Annotated in this window: 20 protein-coding genes; 9 read left to right on the forward strand and 11 right to left on the reverse strand. The window is 70.0% G+C overall.

The features are described from left to right. Positions 1-181 precede the first annotated feature (181 nt). Positions 182-931, reverse strand: coding sequence for a Fic family protein (locus tag QMG73_RS00005; RefSeq protein ID WP_281891537.1), 750 nt, complete (start codon positions 929-931; stop codon positions 182-184). Positions 932-1,126: 195 nt separating this feature from the next. Between QMG73_RS00005 and acs the strand changes: the two genes are divergently transcribed. From acs to QMG73_RS00020, 3 genes are all read left to right on the forward strand, one after another. Then, positions 1,127-3,079 carry an acetate--CoA ligase gene (gene acs, locus QMG73_RS00010; RefSeq protein WP_281891538.1) on the forward strand — a complete coding sequence of 651 codons (1,953 nt, stop codon included), beginning with the start codon at positions 1,127-1,129 and terminating at the stop codon, positions 3,077-3,079. Between the two features lie 203 nt (positions 3,080-3,282). Beyond that, a complete protein-coding gene (locus QMG73_RS00015; RefSeq protein ID WP_281892171.1) occupies positions 3,283-5,679 on the forward strand; it encodes an immune inhibitor A domain-containing protein in 2,397 nt (798 codons plus the stop codon). Positions 5,680-5,794: 115 nt separating this feature from the next. Further along, a complete protein-coding gene (locus QMG73_RS00020; RefSeq protein WP_281891540.1) occupies positions 5,795-6,091 on the forward strand; it encodes a hypothetical protein in 297 nt (98 codons plus the stop codon). Here QMG73_RS00020 and QMG73_RS00025 read toward each other — a convergent pair. Continuing rightward, complete coding sequence (locus tag QMG73_RS00025) at positions 6,075-7,163, reverse strand: C45 family autoproteolytic acyltransferase/hydolase (RefSeq protein ID WP_281891541.1); 1,089 nt, start codon at positions 7,161-7,163, stop codon at positions 6,075-6,077. The genes QMG73_RS00020 and QMG73_RS00025 overlap by 17 nt on opposite strands. Positions 7,164-7,213: 50 nt before the next feature. On the opposite strand from QMG73_RS00025, the gene QMG73_RS00030 reads away from it, so the two are divergent. Beyond that, positions 7,214-8,122, forward strand: a complete 909-nt coding sequence (locus tag QMG73_RS00030) for an alpha/beta fold hydrolase (protein WP_281891544.1) — start codon at positions 7,214-7,216, stop codon at positions 8,120-8,122. 598 nt (positions 8,123-8,720) lie between these two features. On the opposite strand, the gene QMG73_RS00035 is transcribed toward QMG73_RS00030, so the two are convergent. The 4 genes from QMG73_RS00035 to QMG73_RS00050 all read right to left on the reverse strand — a co-directional run bounded on the left by QMG73_RS00035 (position 8,721) and on the right by QMG73_RS00050 (position 12,699). Further along, positions 8,721-9,086, reverse strand: coding sequence for a hypothetical protein (locus QMG73_RS00035; RefSeq protein ID WP_281891546.1), 366 nt, complete (start codon positions 9,084-9,086; stop codon positions 8,721-8,723). After that, positions 9,083-11,917 carry an SseB family protein gene (locus tag QMG73_RS00040; RefSeq protein ID WP_281891547.1) on the reverse strand — a complete coding sequence of 945 codons (2,835 nt, stop codon included), beginning with the start codon at positions 11,915-11,917 and terminating at the stop codon, positions 9,083-9,085. Before QMG73_RS00040 ends, QMG73_RS00035 begins: the two co-directional genes overlap by 4 nt. Before the next feature lie 150 nt (positions 11,918-12,067). After that, positions 12,068-12,358 (reverse strand): WXG100 family type VII secretion target, encoded by a 291-nt coding sequence (locus tag QMG73_RS00045; protein WP_281891549.1) that lies wholly within the window; start codon positions 12,356-12,358, stop codon positions 12,068-12,070. A gap of 23 nt (positions 12,359-12,381) precedes the next feature. Further along, complete coding sequence (locus tag QMG73_RS00050) at positions 12,382-12,699, reverse strand: WXG100 family type VII secretion target (RefSeq protein WP_281891550.1); 318 nt, start codon at positions 12,697-12,699, stop codon at positions 12,382-12,384. A gap of 278 nt (positions 12,700-12,977) precedes the next feature. Here QMG73_RS00050 and QMG73_RS00055 point away from each other — a divergent pair, with 278 nt between their 5' ends. Continuing rightward, on the forward strand, positions 12,978-13,844 hold the full coding sequence (locus QMG73_RS00055) for a glutamate ABC transporter substrate-binding protein (RefSeq protein ID WP_281891552.1): 867 nt from the start codon (positions 12,978-12,980) through the stop codon (positions 13,842-13,844). On the opposite strand, the gene eccB is transcribed toward QMG73_RS00055, so the two are convergent. Beyond that, positions 13,845-15,113 carry a type VII secretion protein EccB gene (gene eccB, locus QMG73_RS00060; RefSeq protein WP_281891554.1) on the reverse strand — a complete coding sequence of 423 codons (1,269 nt, stop codon included), beginning with the start codon at positions 15,111-15,113 and terminating at the stop codon, positions 13,845-13,847. A gap of 74 nt (positions 15,114-15,187) precedes the next feature. Between eccB and QMG73_RS00065 the strand changes: the two genes are divergently transcribed. Genes QMG73_RS00065 through rarD form a run of 3 tightly spaced genes read left to right on the forward strand, consistent with a single transcriptional unit; the run spans position 15,188 to position 17,007 of the window. Further along, a complete protein-coding gene (locus QMG73_RS00065; RefSeq protein ID WP_281891555.1) occupies positions 15,188-15,565 on the forward strand; it encodes a phage holin family protein in 378 nt (125 codons plus the stop codon). Positions 15,566-15,622: 57 nt separating this feature from the next. Next, the gene (locus QMG73_RS00070) at positions 15,623-16,081 is read left to right on the forward strand and encodes a GNAT family N-acetyltransferase (protein WP_281891556.1); all 459 of its coding nucleotides are present in this window, start codon (positions 15,623-15,625) and stop codon (positions 16,079-16,081) included. Further along, positions 16,078-17,007, forward strand: a complete 930-nt coding sequence (rarD, locus tag QMG73_RS00075) for an EamA family transporter RarD (RefSeq protein ID WP_281891558.1) — start codon at positions 16,078-16,080, stop codon at positions 17,005-17,007. Before QMG73_RS00070 ends, rarD begins: the two co-directional genes overlap by 4 nt. A 257-nt stretch (positions 17,008-17,264) precedes the next feature. Here the strand turns inward: rarD and QMG73_RS00080 are convergent, their stop codons facing one another. Then, on the reverse strand, positions 17,265-17,957 hold the full coding sequence (locus QMG73_RS00080) for an anti-sigma factor family protein (protein ID WP_281891559.1): 693 nt from the start codon (positions 17,955-17,957) through the stop codon (positions 17,265-17,267). After that, positions 17,954-18,448 carry a sigma-70 family RNA polymerase sigma factor gene (locus QMG73_RS00085; protein WP_281892173.1) on the reverse strand — a complete coding sequence of 165 codons (495 nt, stop codon included), beginning with the start codon at positions 18,446-18,448 and terminating at the stop codon, positions 17,954-17,956. Before QMG73_RS00085 ends, QMG73_RS00080 begins: the two co-directional genes overlap by 4 nt. A 191-nt stretch (positions 18,449-18,639) precedes the next feature. Here QMG73_RS00085 and QMG73_RS00090 point away from each other — a divergent pair, with 191 nt between their 5' ends. Next, positions 18,640-20,742, forward strand: a complete 2,103-nt coding sequence (locus QMG73_RS00090) for a PhoX family protein (RefSeq protein ID WP_281891561.1) — start codon at positions 18,640-18,642, stop codon at positions 20,740-20,742. Between the two features lie 68 nt (positions 20,743-20,810). On the opposite strand, the gene QMG73_RS00095 is transcribed toward QMG73_RS00090, so the two are convergent. Both QMG73_RS00095 and QMG73_RS00100 read right to left on the reverse strand, forming a co-directional pair. Then, a complete protein-coding gene (locus tag QMG73_RS00095) occupies positions 20,811-21,593 on the reverse strand; it encodes an IclR family transcriptional regulator (RefSeq protein WP_281891562.1) in 783 nt (260 codons plus the stop codon). Positions 21,594-21,759: 166 nt separating this feature from the next. Next, entirely contained in the window at positions 21,760-22,776 is a 1,017-nt protein-coding gene (locus tag QMG73_RS00100; protein ID WP_407676731.1) for a polyprenyl synthetase family protein, read from the reverse strand. Positions 22,777-22,827: the final 51 nt, after the last annotated feature.

The following is a 22,827-nucleotide window of genomic DNA, read 5'->3' on the forward strand; positions in this document are numbered from 1 at the left end:
AGATCAGCGGTGATCACTCCCGCACGTGCCATACCAGCAGCCTCCCAAGATCAGCCCTCTGTTGCACTGACCGGTGGAGACCGCCAGATCCAACCACGTGCATTCGCCCTTGATCGACGGAAAGCCGCGGCGCGCGGACAGCGCCGCCGCCCCGCAGACAGCGCCGCCGCGCGGACAAGGGTTACTGGCGCGTGGACAGGAGTGTGTCGCTGATCTGTACCAACTCGTCTGCCGCGGTCGTCACCGCCGCTGTGTAGTGGCGGAGCCACGACCGGACGCCATCTCGGGTACCGCTAGCGAATGCGCCCGCCGCTCCCACGTACTCGGGCTCTCTCGCGAGATGCCCGACCTCGACGGCGAGCAACCCTCGCGTGTCGAGGCCGCTGGAGATCAGCGTGAGTCGCGCCGCAGCGCGCGCGACCAGGCCGGATGGCCCCGCGAACGGACGCAGCGCGAGCAGCTCGCCGTGCACGACGGCGGCCAGGATGAGCGGTGGTGCCTTCGTGCCACCGGCGACGAGGCCGGCGAGCGTGTCCAGCCGGGCAGCGCCAGCCGGGTCGGCGGATGGGCGGCCGAGGTCGTCGGCGGCGACCGAGCCCGTGGCCGCCAGCACGTGCAGCCGCGCGAGTACCTGCCGCGGCGCCTTCGGCCAGCGGTCGGCGAGATCCAGCAGCGCGCCGGCCACCCGCAGCGCCCCTTGCATGACCGGGTCGGTCACGGTGCCGTCGCGGACGGCCTCCCGCTCGTGCGGGTGCCCTTCGAGCGCAGCGCTGGCGACCGCCGCTCGCAGGTTGGCCTCGGCGGCGACCTGGCCGCCCTGCCGGCGCAACGCGCGGTGCCGCAGCGCGGTGTCGACGCGGTCGCGCGCGGCGTCCACCGCGTCGCGTACTTCGGCCAGTTCCAGCAGCGGCGCCAACGGATCACTACTCACGCACAGCACACTAGCTGTGCTCAGGACTGTTCGTAACATGCTCGAAACGGCAAGATATGCGCAGGGGAACCCGGTCACCGCAGCGAGCGATACGCTCGGCGATCGCGTGACTCCGCACCCGGTGAACCCGACGCGCCAGCACTAACCTCACAGACGACGACCCAAGACATAACACCCTGCGGGAGGAGCCGCCCCATGAGCGAGACCCTGGAGAACCTGCTACAGGAGACCCGGCAGTTCCCGCCGCCGGAAGCGCTCGCTGCCAACGCCAACGTCACCGCCGCGGCCTACGACGAGGCCGCCGCTGACCGGCTCGGTTTCTGGGAGCAGCAAGCCAAGCGGTTGAGCTGGGCAAAGCCGTGGGACGAGGTACTGGACTGGTCCAACTCGCCGTTCGCGAAGTGGTTCGTCGGTGGCGAGCTCAACGTGGCGTACAACTGCCTCGACCGGCACCTGGCCGAGGGCCGGGGCGACAAGGTGGCGATCCACTGGGAGGGCGAGCCCGGCGACACGCGCACGATCACGTACGCCGATCTGCACAAGAGCGTCTGCCAGGCGTCGAACGCGCTGACCAACCTCGGCGTGCAGGCCGGTGACCGGGTCGCGATCTACATGCCGATGATTCCCGAGGCGGCGGTCGCGATGCTCGCGTGCGCCCGGATCGGTGCCACGCACAGCGTGGTGTTCGGCGGCTTCTCGGTCGACGCGCTCTCCGGCCGCATCCAGGACGCCAGCGCCAAGGTCGTGATCACCGCCGACGGCGGGTACCGCCGGGGCAACCCGTCGGCCCTCAAGCCGACCGTCGACGAGGCGGTCGCGCAGTGTCCGACGATCGAGCACGTGCTCGTCGTGCGCCGCACCGGCCAGGAAGTGAGCTGGACCGACAAGGACGTCTGGTGGCACGAGGTGGTCGATGCCGCCGACCCGCACCACGAGGCGCAGCCGTTCGACTCCGAGCACCCGCTCTTCATCCTCTACACCTCGGGCACGACGGCGAAGCCGAAGGGCATCCTGCACACGACCGGCGGCTACCTGACCCAGGTGAGCTACACCCACCACGCGGTCTTCGACCTCAAGCCGGACACCGACGTGTACTGGTGCACCGCCGACATCGGCTGGGTGACCGGCCACTCGTACATCGTCTACGGCCCGCTCTCCAACGGCGCCACGCAGATCATGTACGAGGGCACGCCGGACACCCCGCACAAGGGCCGCTTCTGGGAGCTCGTCGAGAAGTACAAGGTCACGATCATCTACACGGCGCCCACGCTGATCCGCACGATGATGAAGTGGGGCGACGACATCCCGGCCAAGTTCGACCTGTCGTCGCTACGCCTGCTGGGCAGCGTCGGCGAGCCGATCAACCCGGAGGCGTGGATCTGGTACCGGCAGAACATCGGCCGCGGCGAGTGCCCTGTGGTCGACACCTGGTGGCAGACGGAGACCGGCGGCATCATGATCTCGCCGCTCCCCGGTGTGACCGCGGCGAAGCCCGGTTCGGCGATGAGCCCGCTGCCGGGCATCAGTGCCGACGTGGTCGACGACACCGCCACGAGCGTGCCGAATGGCGGCGGCGGTTACCTGGTGCTGCGCGAGCCGTGGCCGTCGATGCTGCGCACGATCTGGGGCGACGACGAGCGCTTCATCGACACGTACTGGTCACGCTTCGAGGGCATGTACTTCGCCGGTGACGGCGCCAAGCGCGACGCCGACGGGCACATCTGGCTGCTCGGCCGGGTCGATGACGTGATGCTGGTGTCGGGCCACAACATCTCCACGACCGAGGTGGAGTCGGCGCTGGTCAGCCACCCGAGCGTGGCGGAGGCGGCGGTGGTCGGCGCGACCGATCCGACGACCGGCCAGGCGATCGTCGCGTTCGTGATCCTGCGCGGCACCGTCGAGGGCGGCGACGGTCTGGTCAAGGACCTGCGCAACCACGTCGCGAAGACGCTCGGCCCGATCGCCAAGCCGCGGCAGATCATGCTGGTGCCGGAACTGCCCAAGACCCGGTCCGGCAAGATCATGCGCCGGCTCCTGCGCGACGTCGCGGAGAACCGGTCGCTGGGCGATGTGACGACGCTGCAGGATTCGGCGGTCATGGATCTGATCTCGTCCGGCATGCAGGGCAGCAAGGCCGACGAGGACTGACGACGCGTGACGATGTTGGGGCGGATGAGTCACATCTGCCCCAACAACCACGCCTGTAGATATTGCCACCAGCGCATTTGACTCCTTAGGTTGGCCGAGGCTGCCAAAAAACCGCAGCCGGCCAACCGGACGTCCGACCACCCCTGACCAGGTGGCGGCGGGCGTTCCACTTATCGGAGGTAAACCTGGTGCGCAAACTCATGGTGGGCGTGCTCACCGTGTCGCTGGCTTCGGGCCTCGGGGTGTCCCTCGGCCCGTCGGCTGTCGCGGCACCACCGGCGGACTCGCCGGCCACAGCCGTCAACCCCTCGAAGGACGCCGCCCATCGGGACGACGACCTGCCCAACCCCCTGGAAGACAAGCGTCGCGAGCTGCGCGAGCAGGCGGTTAGCGACGTCATCAGCGGCCGGGCGAAGCCCGAGACCCGCAATGGCAGCACGGTTGTCAAGGTCGGCCAGGCCACGAACGCGACCGGTCCGCTGGCGCGCAAGGCTGGCAAGGCGACGGCCAACAAGGACCAGTACGTCGAGCTGGCTCGCGAGCGGACCGACGAGATCTTCGTGATCCTGACCGAGTTCGGCAACGAGCGGCACCCCGACTTCCCCGACGTCGACAGCGACCCGTCGGTGCCCGGTCCGGCGCGGTTTGACGGCCCGCTCCGCAACCAGATCCCCGAGCCGAACCGCGCGGTCGACAACTCGACGGTCTGGCAGGCGGACTACACCGCCGACTACTACCGGCAGCTCTACTTCGGCACCGGTGCGGGTGTCGAGTCGGTGAAGACGTACTACGAGGCGCAGTCGTCCGGCCGGTACAGCGTCGAGGGCCAGGTCACGAACTGGACCAAGGTCAAGTACAACGAGGCACGGTACGGCCGCGACGCCTGCGACGCGTGCGCGGGTGGCCGCAACATCTGGGCGCTCGTGAGCGACGCCGCCAACCAGTGGGTCGCCGACCAGAAGGCGGCCGGCAGGAGCGACGCCGAGATCGCCGCTTCGGTCAAGGCCATGGACAAGTGGGACCGGTACGACCACGACGGCGACGGCAACTTCAACGAGTCCGACGGGTACATCGACCACTTCCAGATCGTCCACGCTGGTGGCGACGAGGCCGACGGTGACCCGTGGCAGGGCGAGGACGCGATCTGGAGCCACCGCTGGTACGCGTACCAGGACCAGATCGGCGCGACCGGCCCGGCGACGAACCCGCTCGGCGGCACCCAGATCGGCAACACCGGCATCTGGATCGGCGACTACACGGTCCAGCCGGAAAACGGTGGACTGAGCGTGTTCGTGCACGAGTACGGCCACGACCTGGGCCTGCCGGACGACTACAACATCAACAACGGCGGGGACAACAACAACGAGCACTGGACGCTGATGGCGCAGAGCCGGCTGTCCGCAAAGGACGACCCGGCCATCGGCACCCGCCCCGGCGACCTCGGCGCGTGGAACAAGCTCCAGCTCGGTTGGCTCGACTACGAGACCGTCGTGGCCGGGCAGAAGAAGACGATCAACCTTGGCCCGCAGGAGTACAACACCGCGCGTCCGCAGGCGGTCGTCGTGGTACTGCCCAAACGCGCCCGGGAGATCGACAACGGCGCGCCGTTCGAGGGCGAGAAGCAGTGGTTCTCCGGTAACGAAGACGACCTGCGCAGCTCGCTCACCGCACCGATCGACCTGACCGGCAAGTCGTCCGCGACGCTGGCCGCCAAGGTGCGGTACTCGATCGAGGCCGGTTACGACTACATGTACCTCGAGGCGTCGGCCGACGGCAGCACCTGGACGCCGCTCAACGGCACCGTCGACGGTCACGCGTTCTCGCAGGACAGCGCGGGTCGGCCGGTCATCGACGGCGAGAGCACGGGCTGGGCCGACAAGGCGTGGGTCGACCTTTCGGTGCCGCTGGACGCGTACGCGGGCAAGAACATCCAGTTCCGGTTCCGCTACGTCACCGACGGTGGCGTGTCCAAGGGTGGCCTGATGGCCGACGCGATCACGGTCACCGCCGACGGCGCGACCGTGCTGAGCGACGGTGCCGAGGGCGACGGCGCGTTCGTCGCCGACGGCTTCTCGCAGCTGCCCGGCTCGGAGACGCGTTACTACGACAACTACTACATCGCGGGTCACCGCTCGTACGTGTCGTACGACAAGTACCTGAAGACCGGTCCGTACTTCTTCGGGTACACCAACACGATGCCGGACAAGGTCGACCACTACGCGTACCAGCAGGGCCTGCTGATCTCGTACTGGGACACCTTCTACGCCGACAACGACACGTTCGACCACCCCGGCGAGGGGCGCAACATGATCATTGACGCGCACCCGAAGCCGTTCTACCGGATCGACGGGCAGCCGTGGCGCGCCCGCGTGCAGGTTTACGACGCGACGTTCGGCCTCACCAAGGCCGACTCGTTCACCCTGCACGTCAACGGCCAGCCGTCGTACATCCGTGGGCAGGACGCCAAGCCGGTGTTCGACGACACCAAGGCGTACTGGTTCCCGGAACTGCCGAACCACGGCGTCAAACTCCCCGCGGTCGGCGTCAAGATCCGCGTAGTTGAGGTCGACGGCACCACCATGAAGATTCGCATTTCGTGACAAACGGCGGGGCCGGGAACCACCCGGCCCCGCCTCTCGTCTGAATAGAGTGGCTTTGCGGAGACTCGCGATAGTGGCTGTCCTCATGCTCGCCGGCTGTGGAGGAGACCCACCAGTGGAACCGTCGACCACGCCGCCACCACCGACAAGCAGCGCGCCCTCGAAGCCGCCAGCCACGCCCAGCGACCAGCGCCCCAAGGACATCGTCGTCGGCAGGGTCACGCGCGGCGGTGAAGGGCCCTGCTACGGCATGGTCACCGACGACGGCCGGGAGTACGCCCTCTACAGCACCGCGGGCACCAAGCTCGCCGAGGGCAACACCGTCAAGATCCGATTCGAGCCGCTCCGGCTGAAGATCTACTGCGGCCCTGGCGAGCACATCAGCGCGCTGGAGATCACCGTAGTGAAATGAACGCGTACTCGTGGCCGCACGGCGGGCCTGCCGCAATGCCGAACCGCCGCTCATCGAGGTCGAGCAGCACCGAGTAGACCGTCTCCGACCGCTCCAGCGGCTCGTCGCGCTCGTCCACGTGCCGGCAGATCGCGCTCGGATACCCGGCGTGGTCACGGAAGACGGCGACCAGGTCGTCTTCTGTCACCTTTCGCGCCGCGGCGGCCTCCGCGAGCAGCCGCCGGGCCCGCGCGCTGCGAAACAGCGTCGCACCGCCGAGGTCCTTCGCCCGATCGTGTATCGGCAGCGCCGTCTCGAAATGGTTGGCGTGCGTGAGCACACCGTCGACCGGGTGCAGCCAGCCCACCTCGCCCGGCGCCAACTCCAGGTCGATGATCTCGCCGCCCGCCTCGTGCGCCTGCCCGAGCAGCAGGTTGAGAGAGGCGTTACGGGGCGTCCGACAGGCGACCTTCAGCGCGCCACCCAGGTGGTCGGTCTCCAGCACCGCGCGCACCACGACGTGGTACGGCACGCCACCGGCGACCGTGCCGTCCCGGTCACACCCGAGCAGGTTGAGGCACACGCCCAGCCCGGCCGAGTTGAGCCCCGCCTTGGCCAGCATCCCCGCCTCGGCCAGCGTGATGATCGTGTGTCCGCGCTCATCGGTGGTCTGGAGCACGACCATCGCCTCGCGCTGAGCGGGGTGCCAGTCCCAGTTCTGCCCCAGCAGCAGGTGACCGCCCGCGGTGTGCGTGTCGAGCACGCCCGCGGCGGTGCAGCCACCGTCGGGCTGGGTCCCGTAGATCAGCTCTGTGCGGGCGTTCAGCGCGTACACCTCGTCGACGTGCACACCAGCGCCCTCGGCCACCCCGTCGAGCATCTCGGCGATCCGCGGATGCACCGCCCGCGTCGTGCCGCGGTAGACCGCCCCCGCCGCACGCACCGCAGCCTGGTCCAGCCCCGCCTGATCGTGGAATCGCCGCAGGTAGAGCGCCACGTTCTCGCCGACCAGCGCTTCAGCGACCGCCCCATAGGCGGCACCGCACTCGGCCGGCGTGCCGGCGACAGTGATCAACGGAAGCGGCAGGCTCATGCCTGAAGGCTAGGGCCTGTGTCAACGTGAATGCCCGTACGCTGGGGCGCATGGATGAGTCCCGCGTCCTGGTGGACGGCCCTTGGACGCACCGGTTCGTCGGCGCCAACGGCACCCGGTTCCACGTGGTCGAGGCCGGCAGCGGCCCCCTGGTGCTCTTCCTGCACGGCTTTCCCGAATTCTGGTACGCGTGGCACGAGCTTCTCCCGGCCGTCGCCGGAGCCGGCTTCCGCGCCGTCGCCGTCGACCTGCGCGGCTACGGCGCCAGCGACAAGCCACCCCGCGGCTACGACGGCTACACCATGGCCGCCGACGTCACCGGCCTCATCCGAGCGCTCGGCGAGCGGTCCGCCAATATCGTCGGCGCCGGCTTCGGGGGCATGCTCGGCTGGACGGCAGCCGCGTTCCACCCAAAAATGGTCCGCCGTCTCGTCGTGCTCGGGGCCGCGCATCCGCTGCGGCTGCGCGCCGCGCTCTTCAACGACCCGCGCGGGCAGATCTCCGCGTCGGCGCCCACCCTCCGCTTCCAGCTTCCGCGGTACGAGCACATCCTGACCCGCAACGACGCGGCGCTGGTCGGCGAGTTCCTGCGCCGCGGCGGTGGGCCCGATTGGGTACAGGGTGAGGCGTTCCCCGACTACGAACGGCGCTGCCGGGAGGCGATGCAGATCCCACAGGCTGCCTTCTGCGCGCTGGAGGCCTACCGGTGGGCGTTCCGGTCCGTGCTTCGCCTGCACGGGTACCGTTTCGTCAAGCTCATGCAGCAGCCCCTCGTAACGCCGACGCTCCAGCTGCACGGCGCCCTGGACACGTCGGTCCTCCCCCGCACCGCACAGGGCTCCAGCCGTTACGTGATCGCCCCGTACGAGTGGCGCCTACTCGACGGCGTAGGCCACTTCCCCCACGTGGAGACCCCCGACGTCATCCTCGGCGAAGTCCTCCGCTGGTCCAAAACCTAACCCCCCGCCCCGCCACACCCGCCCGCGACGGCGTGTCGCCACGCCGCCCCCGCGCAGCGCGGCTCCCCCGCAGCGCGCCACCTCCCGCCGATCAAGGGCGAATGCACGTGGTTGGATCTCATTTCCGCGTGCGTTTGCCCTTGATCCATGCGATTGCCCTTGATCGGCGCTGCTGCCCGCCCGTGACGACGCGTCGCCACACCCCGCACGCCTCCCGCCGATCAAGGCCGAACGCACGTGATTGGATCTCTTCCCCGCGCACGTCCGCCCCGAGGCCAGCCCGACACGGCGTGTCGCCACGCCGCGCACGCCGATCAAGGGCGAACGCACGTGATTGGATCTCTTCCCGCGTGCATTTGCCCTTGATCCATGCGATTGCCCTTGATCGGCGCGCAGCAGCGGCGATCTGACACCGTCCGCCGCGCACACCGCGCATGCCGCGCATGCCACGCATGCCGCGCAAGAGCGCCGGGGCGAGGGCGCCACCGCCGCGAGGGCGCCGGGACGCGGCCGGCGGCGGGTTGTGGGAACGCGGCGGGTGAGGCCGCGGGAGCAACGGGCATGGACCGCGACGGGCGCCGCGGCAGCTCAAAGGCCTCTAAATGCGGTGCTCGCGGAGGTCGGTGACCTCGGTGGCGGGCGCCCAGCCCTGGTAGACGCCGAAGTCGAATTCTTCCAGCCCAAGCCGCTGCGTCACCGGCCATCGCCCGCCCGTGTACTCGACACGCAGCCAACCGTCGTGCTCCGCCAGCACGATGAAGGGCTCACCCTTCCACGTACAGGTCGTGCGCACGTAGGCGAAGTCTTCGAGCTCCTTCACCGGCAGTACCCGGACGAACCGGCCCGGCCGCGCCTGCTCGAAGCCCTCGTCGGCTTCCGGTTGGTAGATACGCACCGTGTCGCCATCGGGGCTGGCTTCGTACTCCCGGCCACGCCACCGTGCCACGTATCCGTCGCGCATCACTGCTCACCGACCCGCCGCCACGTGGGCGCGTCGGAGTCGAGCAAGGCGATCAGCTTTTCGTTGCCGTCGGCTCCGATTCGCCAGAGCTGCGCGCCGTGCGGCAGCCGCGCACTGTCTACTTTGAACTCCGCGATCACGTCGCCGCTGTCGCTGGGCGCGAACCCGTTGCCCCGGAAGGGCGGTCGCTCGATCACCCAGCCCTCCATCGCGCGCATGGCTGCTTCGTTCTGGCCGCCGTACGGGATGCGGTACAGGCTTGGCCGGTGAGCGGGCCAGCGCAAGACGTACGTCTCGTCGGCGTCCGGCTTGAACGGCGATCCGGCGTATCCCAGGCCCAGCGCCGCGTGCAGAACAGCCGGTGTGGTCAGATGCGCCACCTCGCCTGCCCGGTGCACGAAGCCGGACACCCGGTCGTATCCGCGGTCCAGGTAGTAGTCGACCTGAGCGGGCGAGATCGTCTTCTGCATCATCGTCGGCAGCGCCGGATCGTGTACCACCGCTGCCTGGGTGGGTCTCGCCGCCGGCGCCGCCTGCGGCTTGGGCTCCTCTTCGGCCTCGGCTCCCAGCCCGACCTCGTCTGCCCAGCTCGCCAGGGCCACGATCTGCGCACCGGGCAGCTTGGCACCCACGGGCGTGTTGGGGTTGACCGCGAAGGACCATGCGGGATCCGGCCATGCGCCGATGAGCTGCACGAACTTGACGTCGATCGTCTCGATCGTGTCGCCGAGGTGGTCGCGCAGGCGCTCCATCGACGTGAACACCACGATGTACGGCTCGCCGTCGAGTGTCTCGGTCAGCCACGCGAAGCCGGGCTCACCCGGGCGCGTGCCGTCAGCGGAGACCGGTGAGACCGGCAGCAGCACCTTGGCGAGCAGCAGCGTCGACAGGAACGAGTCGGTGCTGCCGTCGCCAGCCGCGGCGAGGAGGTTCTTCTCCACCTCGTTGACCGGCGTGAAATTCTCGACGGGCACCGGAGCGGCCACGGTCGGGCCGCTCGCCGTGGTGCGACCGGGCACGACAGGCGCGCCCCAGCTTTCGTTGCCGCGCCGAGCCGCGGCCGCGCTGATCGGACCGGTGCCGCTCGCCGTTCCGAATCCGCCGGTCTGAGCGGCGCCGCGCTCCTCCGGCCAGCCGCCGCTGGTCGACCAGCCGCCGCTCGCGCCGGTATCGGTCTCGGCACCGGTCGCCCGGGCTGCTGGCGCATCAGCGCTCGTCGCCGCGTTGCCGCCGCTCGCAAAGCCAGCGCCAGCCGCCCAATCCGCAGGCGCGCCAGCATTCGCCGCCGCGTTGCCGCCGGCCGCAAAGCCAGCGCCGCTCGCAAAGCCAGCGCCAGTCGCCCAATCCGCAGGCGTGCCAGCACTCGCCGCACCACCAGCGCCGCCGTCCGAACCCGCGCCACCAGCCGCAAGGCCAGCGCCGCCGGGACCAGGGCCGGTCGCCCAGTCCGCAGGCCCGTCGGTGCTCCGCGCCGGGCCAGTGCCGCCGCTCTGGGCAACGCCGGTCGCCCAGTCTGTCGCCGGTGCGGCGAAGGTGCCCGAGCCGGAGGCCGAGGTCGCCGGACCGCCACCCGCGAACCCGGTGTCGGTCGCCCGTGCGCTGCCTGCTGCCTGGTCCAAGGTGGTCGCCGATGCGCCCGACGGCGGTGCGGCGGGTGCTGTCGTGTCGCCGCCGGCACCGCCTGGACCGTGGGCGTCTGCGGCATGCGGGGCGCCGAGGCCGCCACCGAGGCGACCGGAACGGGCACCAAATCCGGCTGGTGCACCAGGCGGGGGCGAAGCGCCGGCGTCCGGCGGGGTCGCGCTGGAACTGGCCACCGCGGCTCGCGACGCCAGGCCAGCCGCACCAGCGCCGGCTAGGCCCGCCGGAGCCGCGTTGGGTGAACGTTGGGCCATCGGGCTTGGCGGCACGCCAGGAGGCGGAGGAGGAGTAGGAACGCGGCGCGGTAGGCCACCGGGACCGATGACCGGCTCGGCGGGCCGTTCGTCGACCACGGGAGTAGCGGCCGGCTGCGCCGCGGCGGGGTCCGCCGCCGGCGTGGCATCCCATACCTCGGCCCTGGCAGCCGGAACAGCGCCGCCGGTGGCATCCCAGGCCGCGGCCTGGCCCGGCACCGAAGCGGTGGGCGGGGGCGCGGCATCCCACGTCGGGGGTTGGCTCGCTGCGGGAACAGCGGCGGGCGCGGCATCCCAGGTCGCGGGCTGGTGGGCGGCCGGGAGAGCGGGATCGTGGGTGTCCCACGCGGGCTGCGTCGCTGCCGCCACGGCGGACTCGCGCGCCGCAGGGACAGCGCCCAGCCCCGCCGCAGGAGGCAGCAGGCCGGACGCAGATGCGCTGCCACCCGGGCCAGGCGCCAGGAGGCTGCCGGGCACGGTAGCGGTGGCGCGCGCCCGGGCCGCCGTGTCGGCGCGGTCTAGCCGGGCTCGGGCGCCGATCGTGCGCCCTGGCAGCCGTACGTCACCCCGGGCCAGCTGCGTCACGAACCACGCGGGCAGGTATCCCTCGATCGGGAGTCCCGGGTTGACCGCGAGCCACCATTCGAGGTTGGGCCACGCGGCGGCGAGGTCGTGGTAGGCGATCCGTCGGGCCGAGCCGGCGTTGCTGGCCAGGCACGCCTGGAGCGCCACGCTGGACGTGAACGCCAACACGTGCGTGCGCCCACTGGTGGTCCAGGTGCCCCAGCCCATCGGCGCGCGGCCAGCCAGAGATTCCGCTGAAACCGGAAGAAACAGCTCGGTCCGCGACAATATCCGGAAATACTGCTCTTGATCGCTCGCCCGCAGGGCGTCACGCATGGCAACCTCGGCCTCGGTGGCCGGCTCCCATTCGGTCACGGCCACCTCCCTTCCACCGAACAGGCCACAGGTATCGCGTACAACCTACAAGGTAGTAACAAGATCACAATGGCTGGCAGGTATCGGTTCCCGCACTCTGGTGCGCTCCGATGCCGGACCTGGGGGTATTTCGGGCGGCTTCACAGGGTCTCAGAATCTGCCAATCGCCCGCCTCTCGGTGCTCCAGTAATCCGCCGCCGAGTCATCGACTGCGATCTTGATGTCGCGGAGCATCACCGCGAGGTCCTGTGAGGCCCGTCGCCACTGCGCCTGCCGGGCGTCGTATCCCTGCCGGGCCTCGCCCTCCCAGGTCGCGATCAGCGGGGCGGCGTCGCGCTCGAGCTGCGCCAGCTGCGACTCCAGCGCGTGCAGCGCCTTTTGGATGTCGGCGCTCGCCTGGTGCAGCGCCGGGAAGTTGACGACGAGGTGACTGTCTCCCATCGGTGCTCCTCTCCCGGGCACGCCTACAACGGCAGCGAGATCCCTCGGTTGACGGTGGCGACCCGGGTGGCCGCCTGGGTGTCGGTGGCGTCGTAGCCGGTGCCGGACGCCCGGAGCGCCGCCGCCGTCTCCACGAGCGCCTGCTGGATGGCCCGCTGGTCAGCGGCCCACTGAGCCTGGACCTGCTGGAAGGACCGGCCACCCGCGCCCCGCCACTGCGACTGCAGAGCCGCCAACTCAACCAGGAGACCGCTCAGCATCGCCTCAAGCCCGCGGCTCACCTCGTCGAACCTGGCGGCGGTCTGCCGCATGACAGCGGCATCCGCTCGGGTCTGTGTCATGTGCTCACCCGCTTCCCAGTACAGATAGGACAGCGCCGATAGGACACTGACGGTAGCGATACCGCGGCACCACCGGTACCCCCTGTGGATAACCGCCCGCGGCCTTGCGCCGCGGTCCTAACGTGTGTGGTTGATCCTCGCGATCTTCGCGGAAGGAGAGACCGCTGCGCCGACCACTGTGGACAGTTGCTTTGGCGCTGTCGGCCGTTCTGCTTCCGGGCGCCTGCACAGCGGCGAGGCCGCTGCCGGCCTCGCCTGCGGCTCCTCCCGCGGCGCCGATGCCGGTGGGCGTGGCCGACCCGGCCGCCGAGGCGAGTTCCGCACCGGCGGGCCCGGCGTGTGATCCGCGAGCCAGCCTGCGACCAGCGGGCGCCGTGCCGGCGCCCGACCAGCTGCCGGCGGGGTCCACCATGGCCGCCATCCGGGCGCGCGGGCGGCTCATCGCTGGCGTCGATCAGAACAACTACCTTTTCGGGTTCCGCGACTCGTTCACCGGGCGGCTGGAGGGCTTCGACATCGACCTGGTCCGCGAGGTGGCGAAGGCGATCTTCGGTGATCCGGATCGGGTGCAGTTCAGGGTGATCACGCAGGCCGAGCGGCTCACCGCCGTCAACGGCAAGGTCGACATCGTCGCCAACTCCATGACGATCACCTGTGCGCGGCGTGAGCAGGTCGAGTTCTCCACCAACTACCTCGACTCCGGCCAGCGCGTGCTTGTGCCGGAAAGCTCGACGGTGCGCAGCATCGACGACCTGGCCGGCAAGCGCGTCTGCGCCGCGGCGGCCACCACGTCGATCCAGGCCATCATCGACGCGCCCGCTCGGCCTGTACCGGTCTCGGCGATCGACTGGACCGACTGCCTGATCCTGCTCCAGCAGGGCCAGGTCGACGCCATCTCGACGACCGACAACGTGCTCGCCGGCCTGGCCGCGCAGGATCCGACCACCAAGATCGTGGGGCCGCGGTTCACCGACGAGCCGCACGGGCTGGCGTTCGCCCGCGGCGCCACCGACTTCGTGCGCTTCGTCAACGGCATCCTCGACCGGATGCGCGCCGACGGCACCTGGACTGCGCTCTACAACCGCTGGCTGGCGTCGACGCTGGGCCCTGCCCCCGCCCCGCCGGAGTCCCGCTACCGCGGCTGATCAGAGAGGGCGCAGGGCCGCCTCACGGGTCAGCGGGGATCCCTCCGGCAGCAACGCCAGGAAGGCCGCCGGCACGGACGCCGGCAGCATGTCCGCGTATCCGAGCAGCGCGCGAGCCTCGGGATCGGTGACGGCGTGACGGCGACCGCGATCCGTCACCAGCCACACGTCGCCGCCCGCCTCGATGAGCGCGCCCCGCCCCGGCTCGACAGCCGGACCGGAAGGCAGCCGCGCGGCAAGGTGGACCTCCGCGGTCGCTTCATCAACCTGTACGCACACCGCGCCGGTGGACGCCGCGAGCGGCGGTGTCGTGGCGGGCGGTGGTGCTGCCGCTGGACGGTTGGCCACCTTAGGGAGGTCGGCGTATTCGCCCTGGGTGAGCCGCGTAGGGCGGCTCTGGTGCAGGTCGGTCAGGATGAGATCGGCCTCGACCTGGGTGATGGCGGCCAGCCCGCTGGTGTACGCGACGGCGAACTGGCGCTGGCCGCCCTGGGTCACCACGACGAAAACCTCGCCGACCGTCGCGCCCGGCACGTGGCGCGACGGTGAACCCTCACCCTCGATCGGGGTACGGGCGAGATCCGCCCCACCCGAGAGCACGCCAAGCACCGCGGGCGCGACCGGCATCGGCTGCTCACCCGTCCAGCCGAGGGCGGACAGCACGAGCTCGACGTCGCGGATGAGGTGCCGCCGGCCCTGCCACACGAGGTGCACCGAGCCGTCCGGGTGCTCGGCCAGCAGCGCGCGGCCGGCGAGCGGTGTGCTGTCTGGCGCCGCTCGCCCCATGAGTGGCGCCGACCGCTCACGCGCTGCCGAGCAGGCCGTCCACGGACCGGTGACCAGGCGTTCGGCGGCCGGCGGCGGGTCAGGGGCATCGGCGATGCCGATCGGACCGCCGCGCGGCTCGTCCTTGAGCGCGGCGCGCGGCACGAGCCTGGTCACCGCTCCGGTACCCGCGATCAGCAGCGCCGACGTGTAGTTGGCGACGGGATGCAGCCGCCCGTCGCGGAGCGCGTACCGGGTGCCGGACTCGCGCTCGACGATGACGGTGTTGGAGGCGCGCCAGTCGTCCGGCTCGCCACCCGTGATGGCCGCGTATGCCGCCACCGCGCCAAATCCGATGGTCGCGACGAGCACACCGGCAAGCGTCGCGCCGGCCACCCGCCGGAACGGCAGCCGGTCGGGGTCGGTGTCGCGCGTGACCACAGCGGCCACGACTCGTTGCACGGCGAACTGGTGCGACCGCACCTGCTCCTGCCGCGACGGCATTCCGGCAGGCTACCGCGAGAAGGTATGCCAGGTGGGGGCGCGGACGGCGGGCGCGAACCCTATGATCGCCGCCTATGGGAATCGTCATCCGGCTGGCCATCAGCGCCGCGGCGTTCTGGCTCGCGACCTGGATCCTGCCTGGAATCACGCTGTCGACCGACTCGCTACCGAAGGCGGCCGGCACGCTGGTGGCCGTCGCGGTGATCTTTGGCGTCGTCAACGCCATCCTGCGGCCGATCATCAAGACCGTGGGCTGCGGCCTCTACATCCTCACCCTCGGTCTTGTCGCGATCGTGGTGAACGGCCTGCTCTTCCTGCTGGCGAGCTGGATCGCCGGCGAGCTCGACCTGCCGTTTCACGTCGACGACTTCTGGCCGAGCGCCGTGCTCGGCGCGTTGATCGTCGGCATCGCGAGCAGCGTCCTCAACTTCGTCGTGAAGGACCGCGACTAACCACTACCTGGGAATTGGCCCGAGACCCCGGTGGGGTCTCGGGCTAGCTTCCGTGTTGTGTCGATCATCAGCCGCCATGACGGGTACGAGCTGTCCACCGACCCTGCGCGCGTCGATGTCGACCGGGTACACCGCTGGCTGTCGAGCGACGCCTACTGGGCGATCGGCCGCCCCCGCGAGGTGGTCCAGCGGGCCATCGCCGGGTCGGTGGTGTTCGGCGTGTACCGGCTGAGCGATGGTGAGCAGGTGGCCTTCGCCCGCACCGTGACGGATGAGGCGACGTTCGCGTGGCTCTGCGACGTGTACGTCGACCGCTCGGCCCGGGGTCACGGCATCGGTACGTGGATGGTGACCTGTGTCCGGGATCACCTGGTGGCCACTGGTGTGAAACGCGTCCTGCTGGCGACGCTTGACGCACACGGCGTGTACGAAAAGGTGGGGTTCACCCCGCTCGCCGTGCCGGACCGCTGGATGGAGTTCGACCGGCGGGAAGCGACCAGGGACGACACGGAATGAGCGAGCTACGCAAGGGCTATTTGTATGCCTTTGTCGCGTACACGATCTGGGGTTTCTTCCCGATCTACATCAAGTTGCTCCGGCCATCGGCGCCGGTGGAGATCCTCGCGCACCGGGTGGTGTGGTCGGTCGCCTTCGTCGCGCTGGTACTCACGGTCGCACGCAACTGGCGCTTTCTCGGCACGCTGATCCGGCAGCCGCGGCTGATGGCGGGCATCGCGGTTGCCGCGATACTGATCGCGGTCAACTGGGGCATGTACATCTATGGCGTCAACTCCGACCGTGTGGTGGAGACGGCGCTCGGGTACTTCATCGGGCCGCTCGTCATGGTGCTGCTCGGGGTGACGATCCTGCGCGAACGCCTGCGCCCCGCGGCTTGGGCGGCGCTCGGCATCAGCGCCGTCGCCGTCGCCGTACTGACCGTCGACTACGGCCGACTGCCGTACATCGCGCTGTCTCTGGCGGCCAGTTTCAGCGCGTACAGCCTGGTCAAGAAGCGGCTCGCGCTGCCGGCGGCGCAGGCGTTCTTCGTCGAGTCCGCCACCTTGGCACTGCCCGCGCTCGGATACCTCGGCTGGCTGGTGTGGCGGGGCGAATCGACGTTCGGTCACGTGTCCGCGGGGCACACGCTGCTGCTGGCGCTCGCCGGCGCGGCGACCGCGACGCCGCTGATGCTCTTCGCCGGCGCGGCCAACCGGATTCCACTGACAGCGCTCGGCATCATGCAGTACATCGGGCCGGTACTGCAGTTCGCGACCGGCGTGCTGATCTTCCACGAACCCATGCCGCCGGTACGGATCGTTGGGTTCACGCTGGTCTGGCTGGCGCTCGTGATCTTCACCGTCGACGGTGTGCGCCAAGCGCGGACGGCAGCGGCCGTACGGCGCGCGACAATGCCAGAGCCCGAAGCGGCCGCGGCGCGCTAACGCTCACCGGCGACACCTCACCCTGCGGCAGCGAGACGCGCGGGCGGCGCGGCGCGGCCAGCGCACGCGGCGCCGATCAAGGGCAATCGCATGGATCAAGGGCGAATGCACGCGGGAAAGAGATCGAACCACGTGCATTCGCCCTTGATCGGCGGGAGAGAGCGCTCCCGCGCAGCGCACGCACAGAGCTCGGCGCACGCCGGGCGCCGGGCGGGCGCGGCGCCGCGGCCGCCCGCGCGGTGCGGGCGGCGGGGGCGTTAGGGGACGCGGTACTCCAGCAAGGGGGTGCCGTCCTTCTTGGTTAGGACGATTTTCGCCAGTTTGGCGCCCGCGAAGCTGGTCATGCCGGACAGTTTCAGGTCGGCACCGGGAGACACCGACCAGGAGCTGATCTGCTCCTCGTCGCCCTCCGTGTCGTAGGCGATCAGCCGGTACGTGTATGCCTTGTTTTCGCCGGGCTTTCCGGTGTACGAGCAGTGCATCGTCACCTCGGTGCCCCACTTCGTGGTCGTCAGTCCGACCTCGGCCGTCACCGGCACGTCGGAGGCGACGGTCTGCATCGAGGCGAGCTGGACCTGCTGCGGTGTCGTGCCCGCCGGCCCACCGTCGCGCAGGATGCCGACGCCCAAGCCGACGAAGAGGGCCAAGCAGGCGGCCGCGAGCATGGAGCCGGTCGTACGCCAGCGCCTCGTCGCCTTCTCGCGCCGGCGCGAGTCCGAGACGGCGGCGAGCAGTTGGGGCATCCGCGATTCGGTCTTCGGCGCGGATGCGATTGTCTCCAGCCCGGCCGGATCGAGGCGACCGAGGAGTCCCGGAAGCACGGCCACGTCGCCGACCGCCTCGCGGCAGGTCGGGCAGCCGGCCAGATGCCGCTCGTACGCGGCCCGCTCCCCGGGCGACAGGGCACCGAGCACGTAGGCACCACTGTCGTACTCGTAGTCGCACCTCATCTCGTCACCCCCATCTCCTCCAATACCAGCCGCAACGAGCGCAGCGCGTAGTGCGTACGGGACTTGACCGTGCCCGCGGGCACGCCTAGCCGGGTCGCCGCCTCGGCCACTGAGCGCCCTTCGTAGAAGCACTCCACGAGTACTTCCCGGTGGGACGCGGACAGCCTCCCCAGGGCCTCGGCGACGGTCCAGGCCTCTACCGCCCGGTCAGCCTCGTCCACCGCGGGCGGCGGTTCGGGAAGTTCGTCAGTGACGATCTCCCCGACCCGGGCGGAGCGCCGCCGCCACGCGTCGATTGCCAGGTTGCGCGCGGTCGTGAATAACCAGGCCCGTACCGAGCCACGCTGGGGATCGAGTGCTTCGGGGTGCCGCCACGCGCGTAGCAGCGTCTCCTGCACAAGATCCTCGGCACGTTGCCGGTCGCCCCCCGCGAGCCGCAGGGCGTGGGCGAATAGTGCGTCGCCGTGTTCGTCTTGCAGCGCACGCAGCAGTTGGGCATCCTGGTCGGTCAAGCCACCCGCGCCTCCCTTCGCTCACTCTTACGCACGAGCCTGCCAAGCGGTTCATCCAGGCTCGTTCACCTTCCGTTCATCACGTATCCGAGCAGCGCTCATGGCCTCCTCCTAGCGTCCTGCTCGGTGCCTCCCACGGGGGCATCGGATAGCGAGGAGGCTCCCCAGAGATGAGTGACCGACCGCGGCTGCTCCCGTTGCTCGGCCAGGCCGTGCACGGCGGGCGCGACGCGATGACCTGTCAGTACCGCTGTGGCAACGCGTGCGACCATCCGGTACCGAATGAGTCGGACAACCCGTACTTCGGTGATGTGGTGCGCACGGAGGTGTCGCGCCGTGGTGTCGTCCGGGCGGGCGCGGTCGGCGCCCTGGTGCTCGGCTTCGCCGGCGCGGGTGCCGCGAGCGCGGCGCCCGCACTCGCGGCAGAAGCCGCGCCCAGCGAGATGCCGGACGTCGCACCGGCCCGTTTCAGCGGCGCTCTGACGTTCAAGCCCATTCCGCCCAACAAGCTGGACACGTTCGTCGTGCCCAACGGGTACGACCACGCGGTGGTCATCCACTGGGGTGACCGGGTGGAGCCGGGCGCGCCCGAATTCGACCTGCACAACCAGACCGCGGCGGCGCAGTCCAAGCAGTTCGGCTACAACAACGACTTCGTCGCCGTGCTGCCCGTCGACAAGCGCGGGCGCCGCGCCCTGCTCGTGGTCAATCACGAGTACACGAACGAAAACCTGATGTTTCCCGGCTTCACCACCCTGGACGCGCTCTCGGTCGAGCAACTCAAGGTCGCGATCGCCGCGCACGGCCTCTCCGTCGTCGAGATCGAGCGGGTCGGTAACACCGGTGAGTGGACGCCGGTCAGCAAGGGCCCGCGGCCGTACAACCGGCGGATCACCGCGCTCTCGACGCGGTTCGAGTTCACCGGTCCGGCGGCCGGCTCGGCGTGGTTGAAGACCGCGGCCGACCCGCGCGGCAGGGTGGCGATCGGCACGCTCAACAACTGCGCCGGTGGCGTGACCCCGTGGGGCACGGTGCTTTCCGGCGAGGAGAACTTCAACCAGTACTTCGTGGGCGGTGACGGCGCACCGGAGGCGCTGAAGCCGAGGCTGGCCCGATACGGGATCTCCACGACGACCCGGTATCCGAGCGACAGCCGCAAGTGGGACCGTGCCGACGAGCGCTTCGACCTCGCCAAGCACCCCAACGAGGCGCACCGCTTCGGCTGGATCGTCGAGGTCGACCCGTTCGACCCGGAGGCCAAGCCGCGCAAGCACACCGCGCTCGGGCGCTTCAAGCACGAGGGCGCGAACGTCATCGTCGCCAAGAGCGGCCACGTCGTGGCCTACATGGGCGACGACGAGCGCTTCGACTACCTGTACAAGTTCGTCTCCGACAAGAAGTACATGCCGGGTAATTCGGCGGTCGCCCGGAGGCACAACCTGACGCTGCTGGAGTCCGGCTCGCTGTACGTGGCGAAGCTCGACTACACCAGCGCCACCGAGATCGACGGCACGGGCAAGCTGCCTACCGATGGCGCCTTCAACGGCACCGGCCGCTGGATCAAGCTGGCGCAGGGCAACAGGTCCTACGTGGACGGCATGACCGTGGCCGACGTGCTGACGTTCACCCGGCTGGCCGGTGACGCGGTGGGCGCGACCAAGATGGACCGTCCCGAAGACGTCGAGCCGAGCCTCCTGACCGGCAAGGTGTACGTCGCGCTGACCAACAACACCAACCGCGGCGTCGGCACCAACCCGAAGGCCGACGAGGCGAACCCGCGCAACGCCAACAAGCACGGGCAGATCCTCGAGGTGGTCGAGGACCGGGGCGAGAACGCCGCCGAGACGTTCACCTGGTCGCTGCCGATCGTCTGCGGTGATCCGGCGGACGCGTCGACGTACTTCGCCGGGTACGACAAGAGCAAGGTCTCGCCGATCTCCTGCCCGGACAACGTGGCGTTCGACGGCGCCGGCAACCTCTGGATCTCCACCGACGGCAACGCGCTGGGCAGCAACGACGGCCTGTTCGCGACGGCCGTCGAGGGCCCGGAGCGCGGCCACCTGAAGCAGTTCCTCACCGTGCCGCTCGGCGCGGAGACCTGCGGTCCGTTCATCACCACCGACAACCGGTCGGTCTTCGTGGCGGTGCAGCACCCCGGCGAGATCACCGGCGCGTCCGTCGAGAATCCGGCCTCCACGTGGCCGGACGGCGACTACGCCAAGCCGGGCGTGGTCTGCACGTGGCGCCTGGACGGCCGCGCCATCGGCTCCTGATCGCTCCTTCGTGATCAGGGCGTCCCTCAAGTCGCTAGAACGACTTCAGGGACGCCCTGATCACGGCGTCACATGTCTGCGGCGATCGTCTCGGCCAGTCCCTTCGCGAGGGTCATCAGCCGGGTGCGTACCACTCGTGCCGACGTCATGAGCTCCGCGACCGGCATCGCGCAGGCCAGCGCCACGCGGCGCTCCATGTCCTTGTCCTGGGTCACCATCACGGCCGCGCAGCCGACGCCCTGCCGGTACTGGTTCATCTCGACCTGCATCCCGCGCCGGTCACCGGCGGCCAGATCCGACTCGAACGCTTCCGGCGACGTGAGCGTGTGCTGCGTGAACTGCCGCATGCCCCACTCCTTGAGGTACCGGAAGCGCTGATCGGCCGTCAGCGTGGCAAGGAGGGCCTTTCCCAGCGCTGTCGCGTGCGCTCCCTCGTCGTACCCGGGCATGAGGTCCTCGAGGTATGGCGAGCGCGGCCCCTCCGCCGCGGCGGTGATCGCCACCCGCCCGCCGACGAACCGGCCCACGAAGTGGCTGTATCCGGTCTCGATGGCCGCGCGGCGCAGCGCCTCGCCGATGCTGGGCGGGCCGCGGAACGCCGCGACCAGCTCGCGGTACCGGTCGGCCACCTCAAGCCCGACGATGTACGTGCCGTCTTCCCGCCGGATCACGTAGCCCTCGTACGCCAGGGTGCGCACAAGGTGGTACGTCGTCGCGACAGTCAACTCGCAACGCCGGGCGATCTGTTTGACGGTCAGACCTCGCGGGGCCCTGCCCACCGCCTCCAGGACTCGCAGTGCACGCGAGACGCTACGGATCAGGTCGGAAGGTTCCGCCAAGGGGTCGCGCACAACCACCTCCGCCGCCGGGGACTTACACCATATGAAAAACCGTGCACGAGCGAAACGCCCGTTCGGATCGAAGAGACCACATCTAAGGCGACCGACGGTAGGGGTAGCACGACTTTATGTTGATACGCCCGACTATTTTTCGTGCCCGCTGTCGGGTTTCAGACCCTCAGCCGGTGCGGTCCGCGATGAAGTCGCAGAGCGACTCCATGGCCCTGCGCGCCGAGTTGTCCGGCAGTGGCGCCAGCCGGGCACGGGCGTCCTCCGCGTATGTGCGGACGGTCTCGCGAGCGCGCTTGAGCGCCGGCGACTCGCGCAGCAGGCCCAGCGCCTCGGCGTGCAGGTCGTCGTCGGTCACCGGGCCGGCCGACAGGATTTCCCGCAGGCGCACCGATGCGGCGTCGGCGTCATCGGCGGCCAGCGCGTACAGCACCGGCAGCGTCGGCACGCCCTCGCGCAGGTCGGTGCCCGGCGTCTTGCCGGACTGCAGGGCGTCGGAGGCGATGTCGAGCAGATCGTCGGAAAGCTGGAACGCGACGCCGATCGTCTCGCCGTATCCAGCGAGCGCCTCGATGTGCACCTGCTCCGCGCGCCCGAACATGCCGCCGAACCGCGCCGACGTGGCGATCAGCGAACCCGTCTTCTCCGAGATCACGTCGAGGTAGTGGACCACCGGGTCGTCGCCCGCGCGCGGGCCGACCGTTTCGGCGATCTGACCGTGCACCAGCCGGGCGAACGTGCGCGCCTGCAGGCGAACCGCCTCGGTGCCCAGGTCGGCCGCGATGTCGGCGGCGCGGGCGAAAAGATAGTCGCCCACGAGGATCGCCACCGAGTTGGTCCAGCGGGAGTTGGCACTGGGGGCGCCCCGGCGCACGGGCGCCTCGTCCATGACGTCGTCGTGGTACAGCGTCGCGAGGTGAGTGAGCTCCATCACCACGGCCGCCGGCACCACCAGCGGAGCACGCGGGTCGCCGAAATGCGCGCCCAGCGCCACCAGCAGCGGCCGGAACCGCTTGCCGCCCGCCTCGACCAGGTGGCGCGCCGCCTCGGTGACGAACGGATCGGCGCTCTCGACGCCTGTGCGCAGCTCGCCCTCGACCTCGGCCAACGTCTGTAGAACCGACGCCTCGAGTGCGGGGTCGATAAAATCGACCCCGATCGACGTCAGTCCGCCAGCCGCCAGCACCCCGTCCACATCCCCACGATGCCACACGGGATTCCCGGCGCGTCTCCGGGA

Origin of the sequence: Phytohabitans aurantiacus (assembly GCF_027923225.1) — a bacterium.
Classification (GTDB): domain Bacteria; phylum Actinomycetota; class Actinomycetes; order Mycobacteriales; family Micromonosporaceae; genus Phytohabitans; species Phytohabitans aurantiacus.

Coding starts and splice junctions, on each gene's coding strand:
- acs (WP_281891538.1), top strand. CDS start 1,127: ATGAGCGAGACCCTGGAGAACCTGCTACAGGAGACCCGGCAGTTCCCG.
- QMG73_RS00025 (WP_281891541.1), bottom strand. CDS start 7,163: ATGAGCCTGCCGCTTCCGTTGATCACTGTCGCCGGCACGCCGGCCGAG.
- QMG73_RS00030 (WP_281891544.1), top strand. CDS start 7,214: ATGGATGAGTCCCGCGTCCTGGTGGACGGCCCTTGGACGCACCGGTTC.
- QMG73_RS00045 (WP_281891549.1), bottom strand. CDS start 12,358: ATGGGAGACAGTCACCTCGTCGTCAACTTCCCGGCGCTGCACCAGGCG.
- QMG73_RS00050 (WP_281891550.1), bottom strand. CDS start 12,699: ATGACACAGACCCGAGCGGATGCCGCTGTCATGCGGCAGACCGCCGCC.
- QMG73_RS00055 (WP_281891552.1), top strand. CDS start 12,978: ATGCCGGTGGGCGTGGCCGACCCGGCCGCCGAGGCGAGTTCCGCACCG.
- eccB (WP_281891554.1), bottom strand. CDS start 15,113: ATGCCGTCGCGGCAGGAGCAGGTGCGGTCGCACCAGTTCGCCGTGCAA.
- QMG73_RS00065 (WP_281891555.1), top strand. CDS start 15,188: ATGGGAATCGTCATCCGGCTGGCCATCAGCGCCGCGGCGTTCTGGCTC.
- rarD (WP_281891558.1), top strand. CDS start 16,078: ATGAGCGAGCTACGCAAGGGCTATTTGTATGCCTTTGTCGCGTACACG.
- QMG73_RS00080 (WP_281891559.1), bottom strand. CDS start 17,957: ATGAGGTGCGACTACGAGTACGACAGTGGTGCCTACGTGCTCGGTGCC.
- QMG73_RS00090 (WP_281891561.1), top strand. CDS start 18,640: ATGAGTGACCGACCGCGGCTGCTCCCGTTGCTCGGCCAGGCCGTGCAC.